Here is a 16,899-nt window from a genome sequence, read left to right on the forward strand (position 1 = left end):
TCCTTGAGGCCGCACGGGGATACCGGGCGGCCATGCGCTCAAACAGGGAAAATGGCGTTGATCTGGCCGGTGCCCGAGCTGCCGAAGGGTTGCGTGATGATCTCGGCCGGCTTGTCGTAGTCCGGTCCGCCGAGCAACCCCAGGAGCATGGCGGTGTCATGCATCTTGCCTTCGCCGAAGCAATGCTCGGCGTAGTCCGGCAGCATGGCGCAGAACTCTTTCCAGCGGCCCTGGCGCCACAGTTCCACCACATGCAGGTCGACCTGCTTGTCGAATTCGCGGGTCCAGTTATGGATATTGGCTTCAGCATTGCGGTCGTCGGAGAAACGGTGCGACAGCGAACCCGAGGCCAGCACCACGACTTTGCGGTCGCTTTTTTCGATGGCCCGGCGCACAGCGGCGCCGAAGGTGAAGCTGTCTTGCAGGCGATGCCAGGCGCACCAGGCGGCCACCGACACCACGTTGAATGTTTGCTCGTCGGGTACGCCCATGTGCATGTAGCGCATCGGCACCAAGGTGCCGTATTCCAGCTCCAGGCTCGGGATATTGTGGGCCAGCGTGCGCACGTCGGCGGCGTTGGCCTCGGCCGCGATCAGCTCACCCAGTTCGGGGCAACCTGGGTACTCGTATTCCATGTTCTTGATGAAGTGCGGCAGTTCATTGCTGGTGTAGATGCCTTTGAAGTGCTCGCCACTGTTGACGTGGTAGGCGCTGTTGACCAGCCAGTGCACGTCGAACACCACGGCGGTATCGGCGCCCAGCTCGCGGGCGCGACGACCGATCTCTTTGTGACCGGCAATCGCCGCTTCACGGCAACCATGGTGTTTACCGGGAAGCTCCGACAAATACATCGAGGGTACGTGGCAGATTTTCGCCGCCAGGACGACTTCGCCCATGATGATTCTCCTGAAATTATTGTTGTTGTCTTAGGGGCTTCTGGTGTCGCTCAGACGCCCCAGCGTGGAATGTGATGGCTGCCCATCGAGATGCACACGTTTTTGATTTCGGCGAACACTTCGAAACTGTACTGGCCACCTTCACGACCCGTGCCTGAGCCTTTCACACCGCCGAACGGCTGACGCAGATCGCGCACGTTCTGGCTGTTGATAAACACCATGCCCGCTTCGATGCCATAGGCCAGACGATGTGCCTTGCCGATGTCCTGGGTCCAGATATAGGACGCCAGGCCATACTCGGTGGCGTTGGCCAGTTGCAGGGCTTCGGCTTCATCCTTGAACGGAATCAGGCACACCACCGGGCCGAAGATTTCTTCCTGGGCGATACGCATATTGTTGTTCACGTCAGCAAACACCGTTGGCTGGATAAACTGGCCTTTGCTCAAGTGCGCCGCCAGGTTGGCCGGGCGCTCCAAGCCACCGGCGAGCAGGGTAGCGCCTTCTTCGAGACCAATCTTGATGTAACCTGTGACCTTGTCGTAATGGGCCTGGGTGATCATCGAGCCGACCTGGGTTTTCGGGTCTTGCGGGTCGCCGACGATCAGGCGTTTGGCGCGCGCGGCAAACTCGGCGACGAACTGTGGGTACACGCTTTCCTGGATGAAGATCCGGCTCCCGGCGGTGCAGCGTTCGCCGTTGAGCGAGAAGATGGTGAACAGCGCAGCGTCGAGGGCGCGTTCCAGGTCGGCGTCCTCGAAGATCAGCACTGGCGACTTGCCGCCCAGTTCCATGGAGTATTTTTTCAGGCCGGCGGTCTGCATGATTTTCTTGCCGGTGGCGGTGCCGCCGGTAAAGGAAATCGCGCGCACATCGGGGTGACGCACCAAGGCGTCACCGGCGGTCGCGCCGTAGCCCTGGATCACGTTCAACACGCCGTTGGGAATGCCGGCTTCGACGGCCAGCCGGCCCAGCTCGTTGGCGGTCAGCGGTGACAGCTCGGACATCTTCAGCACGGCGGTATTGCCCAGCGCCAGGCACGGTGCGGTCTTCCAGGTGGCGGTCATGAACGGCACGTTCCACGGCGAGACCAACGCACACACACCCACCGGCTGGTAGAGGGTGTAGTTGAGCATCTGGTCATCGACCGGGTAGCTGTGGCCGTCCATGCGCGTGCAGACTTCAGCGAAAAAATCGAAGTTGTGCGACGCCCGTGGAATCAACACGTTTTTGGTCTGGTGAATCGGCAGGCCGGTGTCGAGGGTTTCCAGCTCGGCCAGGTGTGGCACGTTCTGTTCGATCAGTTCTCCGAGCTTGCGCATCAAGCGTGCACGTTCCTTGGCCGGTGTGCCTGCCCACTTGGGGAAGGCTTCCTTGGCGGCCGCCACGGCTTGCGCGACTTCCTCGGCACCGCCGCTGGCCACTTCACCGATGGCTTCACCGGTGGCCGGGTTGTAGTTGACGAACACGTCTTTGCTGTCGACCTCACGGCCGTTGATCCAATGTTTGATCATGCTGCTCAAGCCTCTTTACGGGCGTTGAAGAACGCCGTTTCGCTGACAATTCGGTTAACCAGGCGGCCCACGCCTTCGACTTCCACAATCACTTCATCACCGGGCACCACGTCTGCCAGGCCTTCGGGCGTGCCGGTGGCGATCATGTCGCCGGGTTGCAAGGTCATGAAGCTGGACAGGTATTCGATCAGGTAGGGAATGTCGAAAATCATGTCCTGGGTGCTGCCTTCCTGGCGCAGTTCACCGTTGATCCAGGTGCGCAGTGTCAGATTGCTCGGGTCCGGTACATCGGCCACGTCGACGATCCACGGGCCGACAGGCGTGGTGGCGTCGCGGTTTTTCACACACAGGTTGGGGCGGTAGTAATTTTCCAGGTAGTCGCGAATGGCGTAGTCGTTGCACACGGTGTAACCCGCCAGGTAATCCAGCGCGTCTTCGCGTTTGACGTTGCGCGCCGGCTTGCCGATCACGGCCACCAGCTCGCACTCGTAGTGCATGTAGGCGACGTTATCCGGGCGCCAGGTCACCTGGTTGTGGCCGGTGTACGTCCCCACGGATTTGATGAAAGCCAGCGGTTCGGTTGGCGGCGTGAAGGCCAGTTCGGCGGCGTGGTCGGCGTAGTTCAGGCCCAGGGCGAACATGTTGCCGGTGGCCGGCGGCAACCATTGCACCTGGTCTTCGGCCAGCAGGCGGCCGTCGGCCAGGCGCACGGCGTTTTCAGCTTCGACCTGTACCGAATGGACTTCACCTTCAAAGCGAATACGGGCGTGTTTCATGAGAGCTCCTCTGCCTTGATGTGATTGACCAGGCGGCCCAGGCCACTGATCTCGACCTCCACGGTATCGCCAGGCTGCACATCCACCCGGCCTTCGGGAGTGCCGGTGATCAGCACGTCGCCCGCGTGCAGGGTCATGAATTCGCTGATCTCGGCGATCAGCAATGGAATGTTGCGCACGAAGTTGGCCGTGGTGTTTTGCTGGCGGATCTCGCCGTTGACGTACAGGGTGATCGCGAGATTGTGCGGGTTCGAGACCTGCGCCGTAGGTATCAGCTCGGGCCCGATGGCGCAGAAACCATCGCGGCATTTGGCTTTGACGGCGGGGCGGTAGTAGCTGTCTTCCGGCAGGCTGAACTCGTTGACGAGGGTAAAACCGGCCACGTAGTCGAGAGCGTCGGCTGCACTGACGCGGCTGGCGTCCTTGCCCATCACCACCGCCAATGCCGGCCCAGGCTGCAGGCGTTCGCCCTGGCCGGGATGCACGACTTCGCCACCGTGTGAGTTACGCGTGTTGGGCGTCTTGATAAACAGCACCGGTTTGACCGGCGGCTTCTGATACGGCGGCGCTTCGAATTCGGCGAGGTGCTGCTTGAGCAACCCCTGGTAGTTCAGCGCGACACCGAAAAGGGTGCCCTTCGCGACGTCATGCAAGGCGCGGCTCATGCATTCTCCTGGCAGGTCCATGGAGGCCCTGGATTTAGTTAATGTGTTAATCGTTATAATTAAGATGTTAACTATCGTCAAGCGTGACAGACTGTTTCTTCGGTGGTTGTGCCGACCGAATCGGTGCAGGATGAGAGCCGCTGCACGGCGGCAATCACACTAAAAACGAGTAACGTGCGATGAGCGACCGTCAACCCATTCCGAACATCAACATTGGCCAGGTCTACGACCAGCGCTACAGCGATGCCGAAGTGCATTACGACCAGTTGGCCAACCTGGCGGATTTTTTCGGCCGTAACATGCCGGTGCATCGGCATGACCGGTTTTTCCAGGTTCACTACGTGAAAAGCGGCACCGTGCGCGTGTACCTGGACGACCAGCAGTACGTCGAATCGGGGCCGATGTTCTTCCTCACGCCACCCACGGTCGCGCATTCCTTCGTAACCGAGCCGGACAGCGACGGGCACGTGCTGACGGTGCGTCAGCAATTGGTGTGGCAACTGATCGAAGCCGACGCCAGCCTGGCGCCGACGGGGGCGCAATTGCCCGCCGCGTGTGTGGCCCTGGCGCAGTTGGGGCCGCAATACGCAGGCGATATCCGCCGGTTGGACGTTCTGTTTGAGTCGCTGAGCGACGAGATGAAAGCCCAGCGGTCGGGGCGCAGTGCGGCCCTGGACAGCCTGACGCGGTTGATCATGATCAGCCTGTTGCGGCTGTGTTCCCATTCGCTGAAAGCCACGCCTGCCCGCCACGAGGACTTGAAAATCTTCCACCGTTTCAATGAGCTGATCGAAGCGCACTACCAGCAGCACTGGCCGTTGTCGCGTTACGCCCAAGGCATCGGGGTGACCGAGGCACGGCTTAATGACGTGTGCCGCCGCATCGCCGACCTGCCGTCCAAGCGCCTGATCCTCGAACGCCTGATGCAAGAGGCCAAGCGCCTGCTGCTGTTTACGGGCAGCTCGGCCAACGAAATCTGCTACCAGCTGGGGTTCAAGGACCCGGCCTATTTCAGCCGGTTTTTCCAGCGTTACGCGCAGCTCACACCGGGGGAGTACCGCCAGCGCCAATCGGGGTTGCGTTGAGCCAGGCATAGCGGCTTCGCACCTTGGTCTTGTTGATCGTGTGCGGATCATCATGCGCATCGCAGTGGCGCGACAGAATGGCTTTTACACAGAACCGCTTGTACTTTTCACCGTGCCCACGCCGCTTGCAGCCGCTGGCCGGCGACACTAAGCTGCCGGCTCGCCCATTCAAGTGGTGCCGTTTATGGCCAACCCAAGACCTTCGCTGACCCTGACCCTGCTGCAAGCCCGTGAGGCCGCAATGGCCTTCTTCCGTCCGGCCCTGAACAAGCATGAACTGACTGAACAACAGTGGCGGGTCATTCGGATCCTGCGCGAGCTGGGTGAACTCGAAAGCCACCAACTGGCTTTGCAGGCCTGCATCCTGAAGCCGAGCATGACCGGTGTGTTGACACGCCTGGAGCGCGACGGCCTGGTGCGGCGGCAGAAGTCCAGCCAGGATCAGCGCCGGGTGTTCGTGGGCCTCACCGAGCGCGGCCAGCAATGCTTCGTCTCCATGAGCGCAGGCATGGAAAGCAACTACCAGAAAATCGAAGAACAGTTTGGCGCCGAGAAAATGGAGCAACTCCTGGGATTGCTGAACGAGCTGAAAAATATCAAGCCTTGAATGCACGACACCTATAGTTAATAGGTGAACGTGTTTGCCCGGCGAGGGCATTGCGCTGGCCAATCTTCACTATCCAATTTCGGCACAAATACACGACCCGCCCCAGGTTCGGAATGGAACTTGCGTGCGATCTGACCTGTAAGCCTTGGAACTGAAAAAGGTTGGGTCGATGAACAATAATAATGTGCGGATGCCTGCGGCCTCGGTGGTGCTTCCACCGGCGCTACCCCTCCAGCGTTTTCTGACCAGCGACATCGATGAACACGCACGCAATATGGGCGGCTGGCAGGTTCGCTACGATCAGTTATCGCCGGGCGCCTTTGAAGGTGAGCTGGTGGAGTTTCGCTCGGGCTGGATGCAACTGGTGCGCGACCGCTCTAATCAGGCCATGATCAAGAGTGGCGCAGCCTGGAAAGGCGCCATCACCTTCAGCCTTCCCTTGAGTGCCGACGGCCCGGTGTATTGCTCGGGTCACCCGATCCATGCGCCCAGCCTGTTGGTGGCCCACGGTGAAAACCTTCCCGAACTGCACACGCCACAGCACTTGGATTTGCTCAGTGTGGCCATTGAAGAACACGCACTGGCACACGTCCTGGAGCGTCAGGGCAGTGAGTTTCGAATTACCGATCTTCCCAAGTGTTACCGCTTGGGCGATTCATCTGTGCAACGTGAACTCGCAGGGTTGTTCGATGCGCTGGCGGGTTGCGACCAGGGCCGTGATGCCGTGCTGGGGCATGACTCGATCCGGCGCGGCATACGGGATGCGGTGATGCTGCACGTGCTGGAGTTGATCGCGCCGGACCAGGCGCCGCCCCTTAACCCGACGGCGCGCAAAAGGATGGTCGACCGGGCGCGCGAATATGCGTTGAGCCACCTCGACGAACCGCTGTCGATCCTTGACCTGTGCAACCACATCGGCGCCAGCCGGCGCAAACTTCAATACTGTTTCCAGGAAACCCTGGGCATCAACCCGGTGGCCTATCTGCGTGCGCTGCGCCTCAATGCGGTGCGCCGCGAACTGCGAACCCGCACCCAATCCCATGGCGTACAAGAAGTGGCGGCGCGTTGGGGGTTCTGGCATTTGAGTCGGTTCTCGAGCGATTACCGCACCATGTTTGGCGAAAGCCCATCACAGACCCTGCGTCGCACTCAACTCTGCTGAAAACGGATAACCGGCAGACGCTGGCGCTTACTAGGATGGCCCACACCACTTGATGGGAGGGGCATTCGATGATTCATAACAATAATGCACGCGTCGCACGGACGACGCTGTTTACCCTGGGGCTGCTGGGTTGCTGCGCCAGCGTGCACGGCACCGAGAACGGTGCGCCGACGACCGCTGTCGGTGTGTACGATTTTGGCGCGGGCATGATGCCGCCAGCCACACCGTTCGGGACGCTGGGGCTGCGAACGGCGTTTTACTCCGCCAACGTGCAGAAGGACCGTCACGGCCGCTCAGTTGACAACCACTTCTCACTGGATGTGTTGTCCATTGGCGTCGCCTACATGCGCATGACGGATTACACCGTGCTGGGCGCCCAATACGGGTTCGGCACGGTGGTACCGTTTTTCAAGATGGACGCCTCCGTCAAGGTGCCGACGCCGGTCGGGCCGCTGAGCCTTGAGGCTGATCCGTTTCGCATGGCGGACGTGCAATTGCTGCCGGTGATCCTGCAGTGGAACCTGTCGCCGAATCTGTTCATCAACACGCAGTTGCAGATCCAGGCGCCCACCGGTGATTACGACAAGAATCGGTTGATTTCGCCGGGGCTCAACCATTGGACGTTTTCGCCAATCGTCAACGCGACCTACATCACCGACGGCGGCTTTGAGGTTTCGTCAAGCGTTGAGGTCGACGTCAATACCCGCAACCCCGCGACCGATTACAAGAACGGTGTCGAGTACCGGCACGAGTTTGCCGTGGGTCAGCACGTGGGGCCGTGGACCTTGGGCCTGGGGGGTTACTACTACCGCCAGTTCACCGATGACGATGCGCCCGGGCTGCAATCGGGCAACCGTGCGCGGGTGCTGGCCATCGGGCCGGCAGTGAGTTACTTCAAGCCCGGTCTGCCTCCCGTGTGGCTGCATGCCTACAAGGAAACCGATGCCCGCAACCGTGCCGAGGGTTACACCGTGGCGCTGCGTATTTCGCAAAGTTTCTAGGGGGCTGCGCATGAACTCATCACATTCCGATTCCTTATCTCCACGGCAAGCCACCGGGCGTCGTGAAGGGCTGGTGCTGATGCTGGGCAGCAGCCTGACCATCATGGGCGCCGTCATGGTGGCGCCGATCCTGCCCAAGCTGGGGGCCGAATTCGGCCCGCTGGAACCCCGCGCCGACCTGCTGGTGCCCTTGGCGGTCACCGGGCCGGCCCTGGCGATTGCACTGTGCGCGCCCCTGGCCGGCTGGTTGGCCGACCGGGTCGGGCGCAAGGCCTTGCTGGTGATCGCCACGCTGTTGTATGCCGTGCTCGGGGCCATCCCGGCGCTGCTGGATAACTTGCCGGCCATCGTCGGCGTACGCCTGGTGTTTGGCGCGGCGGAGGCGGCGGTGATGACCTGCTGCGCCACGCTGATTGCCGACTATTGGCACGGCGAGGAGCGGCTGCGTTACATCAATCGGCAGGTGGTGACTATCGGCCTGGTGGGCTCGTTGTTCTTCGTGGTGGGCGGGGCGTTGGGCGAGCACTCCTGGCGCTTGCCCTTCCTGTTGTACCTGCTGCCGCTGCTGTTGGTACCGGTGATGATCAAGGTGCTGTGGGAGCCTGCGGCCACCCGGCGGTTGGTCGAGACGCCTGAGCAGGGCAGGGTGGCGATGCTGCCCTTGGTGGTCGGTTACCTGCTGATCCTCAGCGGCATGGTCCTGAGTTTTGTCGTGCCGATCCAGGCGCCGATTCTGCTGGTGAGCCTTGGGGTGACGTCGAGCACGATGATCGGGCTGTCGGCGGGCCTGGCGCTGCTGGCGACCTTGGTCGGTTCGTTGGCCTGGCCGCTGCTGCGCCGCCGCGTCGGCATCGCTGGGTGCAATGCGCTGTTGCTGAGCCTGCTGGGCCTGGGGTTATGGCTGCTGATGCGAGGGCAAAGCTACAACGCGGTGCTGGTAGCGGTGCTGATTCACGGCGTGGGCGCGGGACTGCTGGTGCCCAATGCGATGGCGCCGGTGATGAATGCCCTTAACGCCAAAAACCGAGGGCGCGGCCTCGGCGGGTTCACCGCGTTTTTGTACTTCGGCCAATTTGTCAGCCCGCTGGTGGTGGCCGTGCTCAGCGTTTACTCGGGTGACTTGCCTCACGCCATCCAATGGCTGGCATTTGCCAGTTTTGCCTCGGCCCTGGGATGGGCGCTGGCAGGCCTGCAGGCACGGCGCAAAGCACTGACCCAGACATTCGGCTCAAGTCATTCGTAAGAGAGGAAATCAAGATGGACATCCAGAACCTGCTGGACAGTGAAGACGCCACCGGCCTGGCCGAGTGGATCAGGCGCGGTGACGTGCAACCGGGCGAGCTGTTGGAGGCGGTGATTGATCGCATTGAACTGGTCGAACCGCATCTCAACGCAGTCGCCGAGCGGCTGTACGACTCCGCCCGCGAGGCCGCCCTCGCATCGCGCCCCGGTCGCGGGGTGTTTGCCGGGGTGCCGACCTTGATCAAGGACCTGTTTTCACCGGTCAACGGCGCGGCGATGACCAATGGCTCGCACGCGCTGGGAGGCTTTCGCGCAGACTTTGACGCCGAACACGTGAGCCGTATCCGCCGGGCCGGTTGCGTGATTCTCGGCACCAGTACGTCACCCGAGTTCGGTACGTCGTACTCCACCGAGTCCAACCGCTTTGGCGCCACCCGCAACCCCTGGAATGTCGGCCACAGTGCCGGTGGGTCCAGCGGCGGCGCGGCAGCCTTGGTGGCGGCACGCGTGGTGCCGTTTGCCCATGGCAACGATGGCGGCGGCTCCTTGCGTGTGCCAGCCTCCTGCTGTGGCGTGTTTGGTCTCAAGCCCAGCCGTGGGCTGTTGCCATCCGGGCCGATGGTCGGCGAAGGCTGGGCCGGGATGGGCACCCCCCATGCCATTACCCTGTCGGTACGCGACAGCGCTGTGCTGCTGGACGCCACCGCCGGGATCGACCTGGGTGCGCCGTACGCCGCGCCGCAGCAGGTGCAGCCTTATGTCACGGTACTGCAGCGTGACCCCCGGCCTCTGCGTATCGCGCTGGTTGAGCAACTCGAGCCTTGGCCGACTTCCCGCGAAAGTCTGGAAGCCGTGCGCCAGGCCGCCCGCTTGTGCCAATCCTTGGGGCACCCCGTTGAACCGGTCAGCTTACCCGTCGCGATGCCGGCGTTTCTCGCCCAGGTCTTCACCATCATCGGTGCAAGTACTCGCCACTATCTCGACGTCCTGGGACAGATGCGCGGTTTCGCGGTACAGCCTGAGGAGCTTGAAGCCCGTACCCGCATCATTTTGCGCAGCAAAGGCGATGTCAGCGGTGCGCAGTACGCCGGGGCGGTGGAGGGGATTCATGCCTTGGGTCGGCAATTGGCGGTGTTCATGCAGGATTACGACCTGATCCTCACGCCGACCCTGGCGCGTGAGCCGGCACCGATCGGTGAGCTGGACCTGCAAGACGATCGCTTGAGCCTCGATGAGCTGATTGAGCGGTTTCACAGCTATTCGCCATTCACCGCACTGTTCAACGCCAGTGGGCAACCGGCAATGTCGGTGCCGCTGTACTGGAGCGCGGCAGGCCTGCCGATGGGGGCGCATTTTGCCGGTCGTTTTGGTGAGGAAAGCACCTTGTTTGCACTCGCGGCGCAGCTGGAGCGCGCCCAGCCCTGGCGCGGACGGATACCACCGGTCAATGCCTGTCAGCGGTCAGCTTCGATGCGCCGGTGAAACGCTAAGTTTCGTTTCTGGCTGGCCAATCAGCGGCAGTTTGGTCAGCATGTTTTTTAGTGCCAACGCGTCCCACGGCAGGTGTTCGGCAATACCGATTCCGACCACATCGATGACGTTTGCCACATCCCCGAGGAGGCGAACAACCTGCGCCATGGTCATTTTTCCCTGAGCGATGCCGTCCCATGTGCTGGCAGGAACGTCAGGGTTGGCGAACAGTAATGAACGAAACAGCGTCGGGTCCAGCACGTCCAGGTCGAAGTGGATCGCCAGATGCTTCGCTCCTGTCGATTTCAGCCATTGCAAGACGGGCTCGCTGGAATGCGCCAGTTCGCCAGGACTTGCACTCGACAGACCCAGCCTGGCGATCATTGCGGTTTCAACGTCCATCGTTGCTTGCAGGCCTGCGTACATCACATTGGCGGGTTTGATTGGACGCTTCACGGCTTTCAGGAAATCAGGGTCTCCTTCGCCCAGCAGGTTGCCCAGCACCATCGCGTGGGCGTGCTGAAAGTCGTTGGGCGTCAGGATGTCCGGGTGAGCATCCACCCAGAGAATGGCCAGGTCTGCGTCATAACGCTCGTTCAGGTAGGCAAACGGCGCCAGGTCCACCAGGCAGTCGCCGCCCAGAACAACAAGGCGATCCGGTTGATGCTTGTCGATCAGCGCACGCGCAGCGTGCAACTGGCGCAGCAACGCGCTTCGGCCGATGATCCCGCCTTCCGGCGTAAGTGTTGAGCCGTCAGGGAGATTCACAGGAACCTCTTCGACCGGGCCGAGGTGTTCAGGCGCCAGCCAGGACAGAAGCTGGGCGCCGAAGTGATAGGGCGGGTTGTTGCCACCTTGCCATTGTGGAAACAGCAAACGCAGGGTCTTGCCGTTGGCGTCGGACATGCAAAATTCTCCGGTTCAGGAATAGACGGAATCAGTCGGTTGCTACCGTATTCGCTTAGCGGATGAAGATATGCAGGGCTATAGTTGACGCTTTGTTGCACAAGGCGCGCATATGGACCGGTTGACTGCGGCAAAAGTCTTTCTTGAAACCGTCGCCAGGGGAAGCATTTCGGCGGCCGCCACGCACCTGGGGATGTCCAGGGCGATGGCCACGCGTTACATCGGGTTGATGGAGGAATGGGCCGAGATACGGCTGCTGCACAGGACCACACGCAAACTCAGCCTGACCGCCGCGGGCGAACAACTGCTGCCTCTTTGCAAGGAACTGGTGGCGCTATCGACCGACGTCAAGGTGCTGGGGTCGCAAGCCGAGAGTGCGCCCAAGGGCCTGCTCAGGGTCACTGCACCGTCGATTTTTGCCGAGTATTGCCTGACGGATCTGCTGATGGAGTTTCTCCAGCTGTACCCGGCTGTCGCCATCGACTTGCAGATTGCCGATGGCATGACCAATCTTGCGCAAGAGGGCATTGACCTGGCGATCAGGGTGACTGACAACCTTGATCCGGGGGTGATCGCGAAGAAGCTCGGCGAGGTGAATTCGTTCATCTGTGCCAGCCCGGCCTATCTCCAGCGCCATGGCGTACCGGGCGACGTGAGAGACCTGGCCGTCCACAATTGCCTGACCTACGCGTATTACGGACGCAGCCTTTGGCATTTCATCGTTGACGGTGAGAACGTCTCGGTGCCGGTCACTGGCAGCTTCAGCACTAACGAGGCATCGATTATCGTGCGTGCTGCGCTGAGCGGAACAGGCGTGTCGATGCTCCCGCATTTCGCTGCCGAGCAGGCCATCAAGGAGGGGCGCCTGATTCGACTGTTTCCTGAATATCGCATCAAACCCATCGGCATCCATGCCGTTTACCTGTCACGCCAGCGTATGCCGAACGCCCTCAAGACCTTGCTGGACTTTCTCTCCATGCGTCTTGCCGGTTGAGGACAGCGGTCGTCATCGAGAGGCCAGTGAGTTCCGCTGGTCGAAGGTGATGCGTGCTTGTTCGATAGTCGCCTGATTGACCCGCGCCCACTCGGCAAGCAGCTCCAGCTGAGGTTTGAGCGAGTGGCCAAGGGCAGTCAGTTCGTAATCAACCTGGGGAAAGCCGTTCGCGTTCGTCGTCCTCAGTCAGGAGCAATTACGTGCCGGTCTGAACCAGGCCAGTCTGCCGGAGGACGTCGTCAACGTGGTGATCAGTATCCAGGAAGACTTTGCGCAAGGCGTATTCGACGTCGTGACCGGTCACGTGGAGCAATTGTCCGGTCGGGCGCCCAAATCCCTCGAGCAGGTTTTGACGGTGCTTTCAGACAGTGCGCAGAACCCGGTCCTATGAGTCGCCTCAGGAGTGATCTGTTCGGTAACCAAAACATGGACGTCGAGCATGAATGCTCGACGTTCTGGTGTCGCGGCCTGTCATAATCTGCGCGTAATGCAGGCGCGCCTGTACCCTGGACCTTGCAGCAAATGCAGCAGTGATCCGCAGGCACCTGTCACACTCGGCCATCCGGCCTGATTTCACCCCCCCCTCATGGAGTCCATGCCATTCATGGTGCTGTTCAATCGATTGGGCGCGTTTTCTATCCAGGCGCGCAGGGCACTGGGACTGGTGTGGGAAACCTCACGGCCACTGTTCTTGGGGCTGTTGCTGGCGACGATCGTCGCCGGGCTGCTGCCCGCCTTGGCCGCCTGGATTGGACAGCGCATTGTTGATGGCGTGGTCGACGCCATGCAGGTTCACGCGGCCGGCAGCCAGGCGCCGGTGTGGCCAGTGATGCGCTACGTGTTGGCTGAGGCCGGCGTGCTGGCGTTGTTGGCGGCTGCGCAACGGGCGTTGTCGATGCAGCAGTCGCTGCTGCGGGTGAGGTTAGGCGTCAAGGTCAACCTGATGGTCCTGGAGAAAGCCCAGACCCTTTCGCTGCTGCAATTTGAAGACGCTGAGTTCTACGACAAACTGGTACGCGTGCGCCAGGGTGCTTCGACGCGGCCGCTGAGCCTGGTGACTAAAGGACTGGGGTTGGTGCAGAACCTCATCTCGCTGGTCAGCTTTGCCGTGCTGCTGGTGCATTTCTCTCCCTGGGCCTTGTTGATCCTGGTGGTCGGCGCATTACCCGTGTTCTTCGCCGAGACGCATTTTTCGGGCAATGCGTTCCGCCTGTTTCATCGACGGGCACCGGAGACGCGTCAGCAGAACTACCTTGAGTCCCTGCTCTCCCACGAGGCCCATGCCAAGGAGGTCAAGCTGTTCGGCCTGGCACCGCTGTTCCTGCAGCGCTATCGCGACAACGCCCAGCGTTTGTATACGGAAGACCGCCAATTAACGGTGCGCCGTGACGCGTGGGGGTTTGCATTGGGCCTGCTGGGTACCGCAGCGTTTTACCTGGCCTACGCTTGGGTGGTACTCGACACCGTGCGTGGCCAGACGAGCCTGGGCCAGATGACCATGTACATCGTGCTCTTCAAGCAGGGGCAAAGCGCAATCACCGCCAGCCTCAGCGCTATTGCCGGGCTGTACGATGACAGCTTGTTCCTCTCGGACCTGTATGAATACCTGGAAACCCCCGTGATCACCCCGCGCGGCCGGCTCACCCAGGGCGTGCGCCCTGGCGATGGCCTGCGCTGCGAGCAAGTGGGGTTTACCTATCCAGGCGCCGCCTCTGCAGCGCTGCGCAATATCAGCCTGCACTTGGCACCCGGCAAAAGCCTGGCGCTGGTGGGTGAAAACGGCTCAGGCAAGACCAGCCTGATCAAACTGCTGACCCGTCTGTATACCCCGGATGAAGGCCGCATCCTGCTGGATGGCAGCGACCTGCAAGAGTGGGATGAACACACCCTGCGCCAGCGCATCGGGGTGATTTTCCAGGACTACATTCGCTATCAGATGACCGTGGGTGAAAACCTCGGCGTCGGCGACGTCGATGCCCTGCACGACCAGGCACGCTGGCGCAGCGCGGCCACTCAAGGGGTTGCGGCCGAATTTATCGAGCGCTTGAGCCAAACCTATTCAACCCAGCTGGGACGCTGGTTCGGCGGCCAGGAACTGTCCGGTGGGCAGTGGCAGAAAGTTGCTTTGTCGCGGGCTTACATGCGTCAGGACGCCGACTTGCTGATCCTCGATGAGCCGACCTCCGCGCTGGATGCCGGGGCTGAAGCGGCAGTGTTCGAGCACTTCCGTGAGCATGCCAAGGGCCGCATGACCTTGTTGATTTCCCACCGTTTTTCCAGTGTGCGCAACGCGGATCACATTATTGTGTTGGAACGCGGGCAGATTCTGGAGGAGGGCAGTCATAGCCAACTGATGGCTGCCAGTGGACGTTATGCCGACCTGTTTGACGTGCAGGCGCGGGGCTATCGCTAGAAAACCCATCGTCGTGCAGCGGTATAGGGTACGCACGGTTTATCTTGTGGCCCCCTGGCGCACCCGACGGTCGGTCAGTTGAGATGTTTTTGCTGGGCGCCAGGCATCCGCGTGTGGCCGAACAGATGCCCAGCCAAAGGGATTGGTCGTTATCGTGCAGGTAAAGCTGGCTCGGCGGGTGGTGTTACATTTGCTACGACTGATCGTTTTATCTCTGTGTTTTCAAAAGTGATCCCAAATCGGCCAGACAGCTCCTTTCGCCCCTTGGATGTTAATGCCAGTGCCCGACTGTCAAGGTCTTGGATAACCCATTTGCGGTTTATGGCTGTCTGTAGGACCGCTGCTCCGAGTGCTCCGGCAAGATGAGGGCGGCGCATGCTCCAATCCAGGCATGAGCACGCGAACTGACGTCGTTGGGCTCTTACCTGTTCTATCTCGATACCGAGCCCGGTCATCGCTTGTTCGCCGTTCATCGTAAGCTGATACATGCTGTCCCCAGCGACCGACGCGGTTAACCAGCCTGACGCGATGAAATGGTCGTGCAGTTGCACAGCGAGTGTTCCAGCCATGTGGTCATAACAGGTACGTGCGAACTGCAATCGGGTCGGGGTTGTGGACACATACCGTGGACCAGTGTTTTGGCCGATCACCATCAGGGCCTCAATAGCCTGGGCCACTTGCGCGTCCGCCAGGCTGTAATAGCGATGCCTGCCCTGCGTGTGCAGCCTTACCAACCCGTCCTCTTTCAGTCGTGCCAAATGCGCGCTCGCCGTGGATGCACCGACGTCGGCGATGGCGGCCATTTCGGTACTGGTACGGGCGTGACCGTCCATCAACGAACACAGCATTTTCGTCCTCGCAGGCTCGGCAATGGCGCCGGCTACCCGAGAAATCGCGGTGTCATTGCGTTGAGCGTCCATATTTCGTTCCTGAGCGAATCGTTGGCATGAGGGGTGTTCGATAGTAGCCGTTCTTTGTGAACAGGACTTGCGCAATGACGCCTTTTGAAGCCGCTACCCATGCTGATCCCTACGGTTATTACGCAAGCCTCAGGCGACAAAATGGCTTGTTATTCGATGCAGAGCTGGGTTTATGGATTGCGAGCAGTGCCAAAGTCGTCGAAGCCATTTTGGGGCATCCCGACTGTCGGGTGCGCCCGCTAAGCGAGCCGATTCCTCCTGCCATTGCGCGTGGCGCGGCAGGAGTGATTTTTGGTCGTTTGATGCGCATGAACGAGGGCCCGCAGCATCTGTGCCCCAGGATGGCTATCGAGCCTGCCTTGGCTTCTGTCGGGAAAGAAAGCCTCTCAGAGATCGTGTCACGCGTGGTCGAGACCCTCGATGACCCCGTTGAAGACCTGGATGAGTTGATGTTCACGTTACCGGTTTCCGTCATCGCAGCCTTGATAGGCCTCCCATCCGGGCGGCTACACGAAGTCGCGAAGCTGACACGGGATTTTGTCGCCTGCCTGTCGCCGTTAAGCGACGAAATTCAACTCGGCGAAGCTCATTCCGGGGCCACTCGGTTAAATCAATTATTCAGTGCGCTATTGAGTGAACAGGAGGACAGCAGCCGCTTCATGAGTCATATCCGGAGCGCCTGCGCAGCCACCGCCTGGAGCGAGCATGATGCATTGATCGCCAACCTGATCGGCTTGTTATCACAGACCTGCGAAGCCACCGCAGGCCTGATCGGCAATACCCTCGTAGCGCTCCATCGTCACCCTGATCTGACTGAAGGCATGCAACCTGAGCCGATGCTCGTTGCAGACTTGGTGGCAGAGGTCGCGCGCTACGACTCCCCGGTGCAAAATACCCGGCGATTCGTTGCAAAGCGATGCACTATCGGGGATAGCGTCCTGGAGGCGGGTGATACCGTTCTAGTGTTACTCGCTTCAGCCAACAGGGATCCCTACGCAAACCCACACCCCGATAGCCTCTTGCTAAAACGGACGCAACGACGAACCTTCAGCTTCGGCTCAGGACGACATGAATGTCCAGGTCAGCAACTGGCATTGACTATCGCCGCTGAGGCGATTTTGGCATGGTTGCATCGACAGCCAACCTCATCGGTTCGTCCTTGCCAGTGGGGGTATTTGCGCTCCCTTAATGGTCGCATCCCTCAGTTCAATCGTGATCGGGACATTCACCGTTATTTATGAAGCATGAACC

At 60.7% G+C, this 16,899-nt stretch carries 17 protein-coding genes; 10 read left to right on the forward strand and 7 right to left on the reverse strand.

Annotation, left to right across the window (positions count from 1 at the left end; genetic code table 11):
• Window positions 1-38 precede the first annotated feature (38 nt).
• From hpaD to AO064_RS12825, 4 genes are read right to left on the reverse strand one after another with little or no spacing between them, the layout of a single operon-like run.
• On the reverse strand, window positions 39-896 hold the full coding sequence (gene hpaD / locus AO064_RS12810) for a 3,4-dihydroxyphenylacetate 2,3-dioxygenase (protein ID WP_064053539.1): 858 nt from the start codon (window positions 894-896) through the stop codon (window positions 39-41).
• 50 nt (window positions 897-946) lie between these two features.
• Window positions 947-2,407, reverse strand: a complete 1,461-nt coding sequence (gene hpaE / locus AO064_RS12815) for a 5-carboxymethyl-2-hydroxymuconate semialdehyde dehydrogenase (protein WP_064053540.1) — start codon at window positions 2,405-2,407, stop codon at window positions 947-949.
• Between the two features lie 5 nt (window positions 2,408-2,412).
• Window positions 2,413-3,183 (reverse strand): fumarylacetoacetate hydrolase family protein, encoded by a 771-nt coding sequence (locus AO064_RS12820; RefSeq protein WP_064053541.1) that lies wholly within the window; start codon window positions 3,181-3,183, stop codon window positions 2,413-2,415.
• Window positions 3,180-3,848, reverse strand: a complete 669-nt coding sequence (locus tag AO064_RS12825; protein ID WP_064053542.1) for a fumarylacetoacetate hydrolase family protein — start codon at window positions 3,846-3,848, stop codon at window positions 3,180-3,182. Before AO064_RS12825 ends, AO064_RS12820 begins: the two co-directional genes overlap by 4 nt.
• A 179-nt stretch (window positions 3,849-4,027) precedes the next feature.
• On the opposite strand from AO064_RS12825, the gene hpaA reads away from it, so the two are divergent.
• The 6 genes from hpaA (at window position 4,028) to AO064_RS12855 (ending at window position 10,427) form a co-directional block, all read left to right on the forward strand.
• A complete protein-coding gene (hpaA, locus tag AO064_RS12830) occupies window positions 4,028-4,933 on the forward strand; it encodes a 4-hydroxyphenylacetate catabolism regulatory protein HpaA (RefSeq protein WP_046036096.1) in 906 nt (301 codons plus the stop codon).
• Between the two features lie 184 nt (window positions 4,934-5,117).
• Window positions 5,118-5,540: a homoprotocatechuate degradation operon regulator HpaR gene (gene hpaR / locus AO064_RS12835; protein ID WP_046036095.1), complete on the forward strand. Its 423-nt coding sequence runs from the start codon at window positions 5,118-5,120 to the stop codon at window positions 5,538-5,540.
• 169 nt (window positions 5,541-5,709) lie between these two features.
• Window positions 5,710-6,702: a helix-turn-helix domain-containing protein gene (locus AO064_RS12840; protein WP_012724428.1), complete on the forward strand. Its 993-nt coding sequence runs from the start codon at window positions 5,710-5,712 to the stop codon at window positions 6,700-6,702.
• Between the two features lie 68 nt (window positions 6,703-6,770).
• Entirely contained in the window at window positions 6,771-7,703 is a 933-nt protein-coding gene (locus AO064_RS12845) for a SphA family protein (protein ID WP_064053543.1), read from the forward strand.
• Between the two features lie 10 nt (window positions 7,704-7,713).
• A complete protein-coding gene (locus AO064_RS12850; RefSeq protein WP_064053544.1) occupies window positions 7,714-8,946 on the forward strand; it encodes an MFS transporter in 1,233 nt (410 codons plus the stop codon).
• 14 nt (window positions 8,947-8,960) lie between these two features.
• The gene (locus tag AO064_RS12855; protein WP_064053545.1) at window positions 8,961-10,427 is read left to right on the forward strand and encodes an amidase; all 1,467 of its coding nucleotides are present in this window, start codon (window positions 8,961-8,963) and stop codon (window positions 10,425-10,427) included.
• Here AO064_RS12855 and AO064_RS12860 read toward each other — a convergent pair.
• Window positions 10,407-11,321 (reverse strand): arginase family protein, encoded by a 915-nt coding sequence (locus AO064_RS12860; protein ID WP_064053546.1) that lies wholly within the window; start codon window positions 11,319-11,321, stop codon window positions 10,407-10,409. The two genes, AO064_RS12855 and AO064_RS12860, sit on opposite strands and share 21 nt — an antisense overlap.
• A 112-nt stretch (window positions 11,322-11,433) precedes the next feature.
• Between AO064_RS12860 and AO064_RS12865 the strand changes: the two genes are divergently transcribed.
• Window positions 11,434-12,315, forward strand: a complete 882-nt coding sequence (locus tag AO064_RS12865) for a LysR family transcriptional regulator (protein WP_064053547.1) — start codon at window positions 11,434-11,436, stop codon at window positions 12,313-12,315.
• A 12-nt stretch (window positions 12,316-12,327) separates the two neighbouring features.
• Here the strand turns inward: AO064_RS12865 and AO064_RS31485 are convergent, their stop codons facing one another.
• On the reverse strand, window positions 12,328-12,501 hold the full coding sequence (locus AO064_RS31485; RefSeq protein WP_122256153.1) for a winged helix-turn-helix transcriptional regulator: 174 nt from the start codon (window positions 12,499-12,501) through the stop codon (window positions 12,328-12,330).
• A 58-nt stretch (window positions 12,502-12,559) separates the two neighbouring features.
• Here AO064_RS31485 and AO064_RS30685 point away from each other — a divergent pair, with 58 nt between their 5' ends.
• Both AO064_RS30685 and AO064_RS12870 read left to right on the forward strand, forming a co-directional pair.
• Entirely contained in the window at window positions 12,560-12,706 is a 147-nt protein-coding gene (locus tag AO064_RS30685) for a hypothetical protein (RefSeq protein WP_156521565.1), read from the forward strand.
• A gap of 213 nt (window positions 12,707-12,919) precedes the next feature.
• Window positions 12,920-14,728 carry an ABC transporter ATP-binding protein gene (locus AO064_RS12870; protein ID WP_064053548.1) on the forward strand — a complete coding sequence of 603 codons (1,809 nt, stop codon included), beginning with the start codon at window positions 12,920-12,922 and terminating at the stop codon, window positions 14,726-14,728.
• A 149-nt stretch (window positions 14,729-14,877) separates the two neighbouring features.
• Here the strand turns inward: AO064_RS12870 and AO064_RS12875 are convergent, their stop codons facing one another.
• Window positions 14,878-15,648 (reverse strand): ArsR/SmtB family transcription factor, encoded by a 771-nt coding sequence (locus AO064_RS12875; RefSeq protein WP_064053549.1) that lies wholly within the window; start codon window positions 15,646-15,648, stop codon window positions 14,878-14,880.
• Between the two features lie 74 nt (window positions 15,649-15,722).
• Here AO064_RS12875 and AO064_RS12880 point away from each other — a divergent pair, with 74 nt between their 5' ends.
• Complete coding sequence (locus AO064_RS12880; protein WP_064053550.1) at window positions 15,723-16,889, forward strand: cytochrome P450; 1,167 nt, start codon at window positions 15,723-15,725, stop codon at window positions 16,887-16,889.
• Window positions 16,890-16,899: the final 10 nt, after the last annotated feature.

This window comes from Pseudomonas marginalis, assembly GCF_001645105.1.
GTDB lineage: Bacteria > Pseudomonadota > Gammaproteobacteria > Pseudomonadales > Pseudomonadaceae > Aquipseudomonas > Aquipseudomonas petroselini.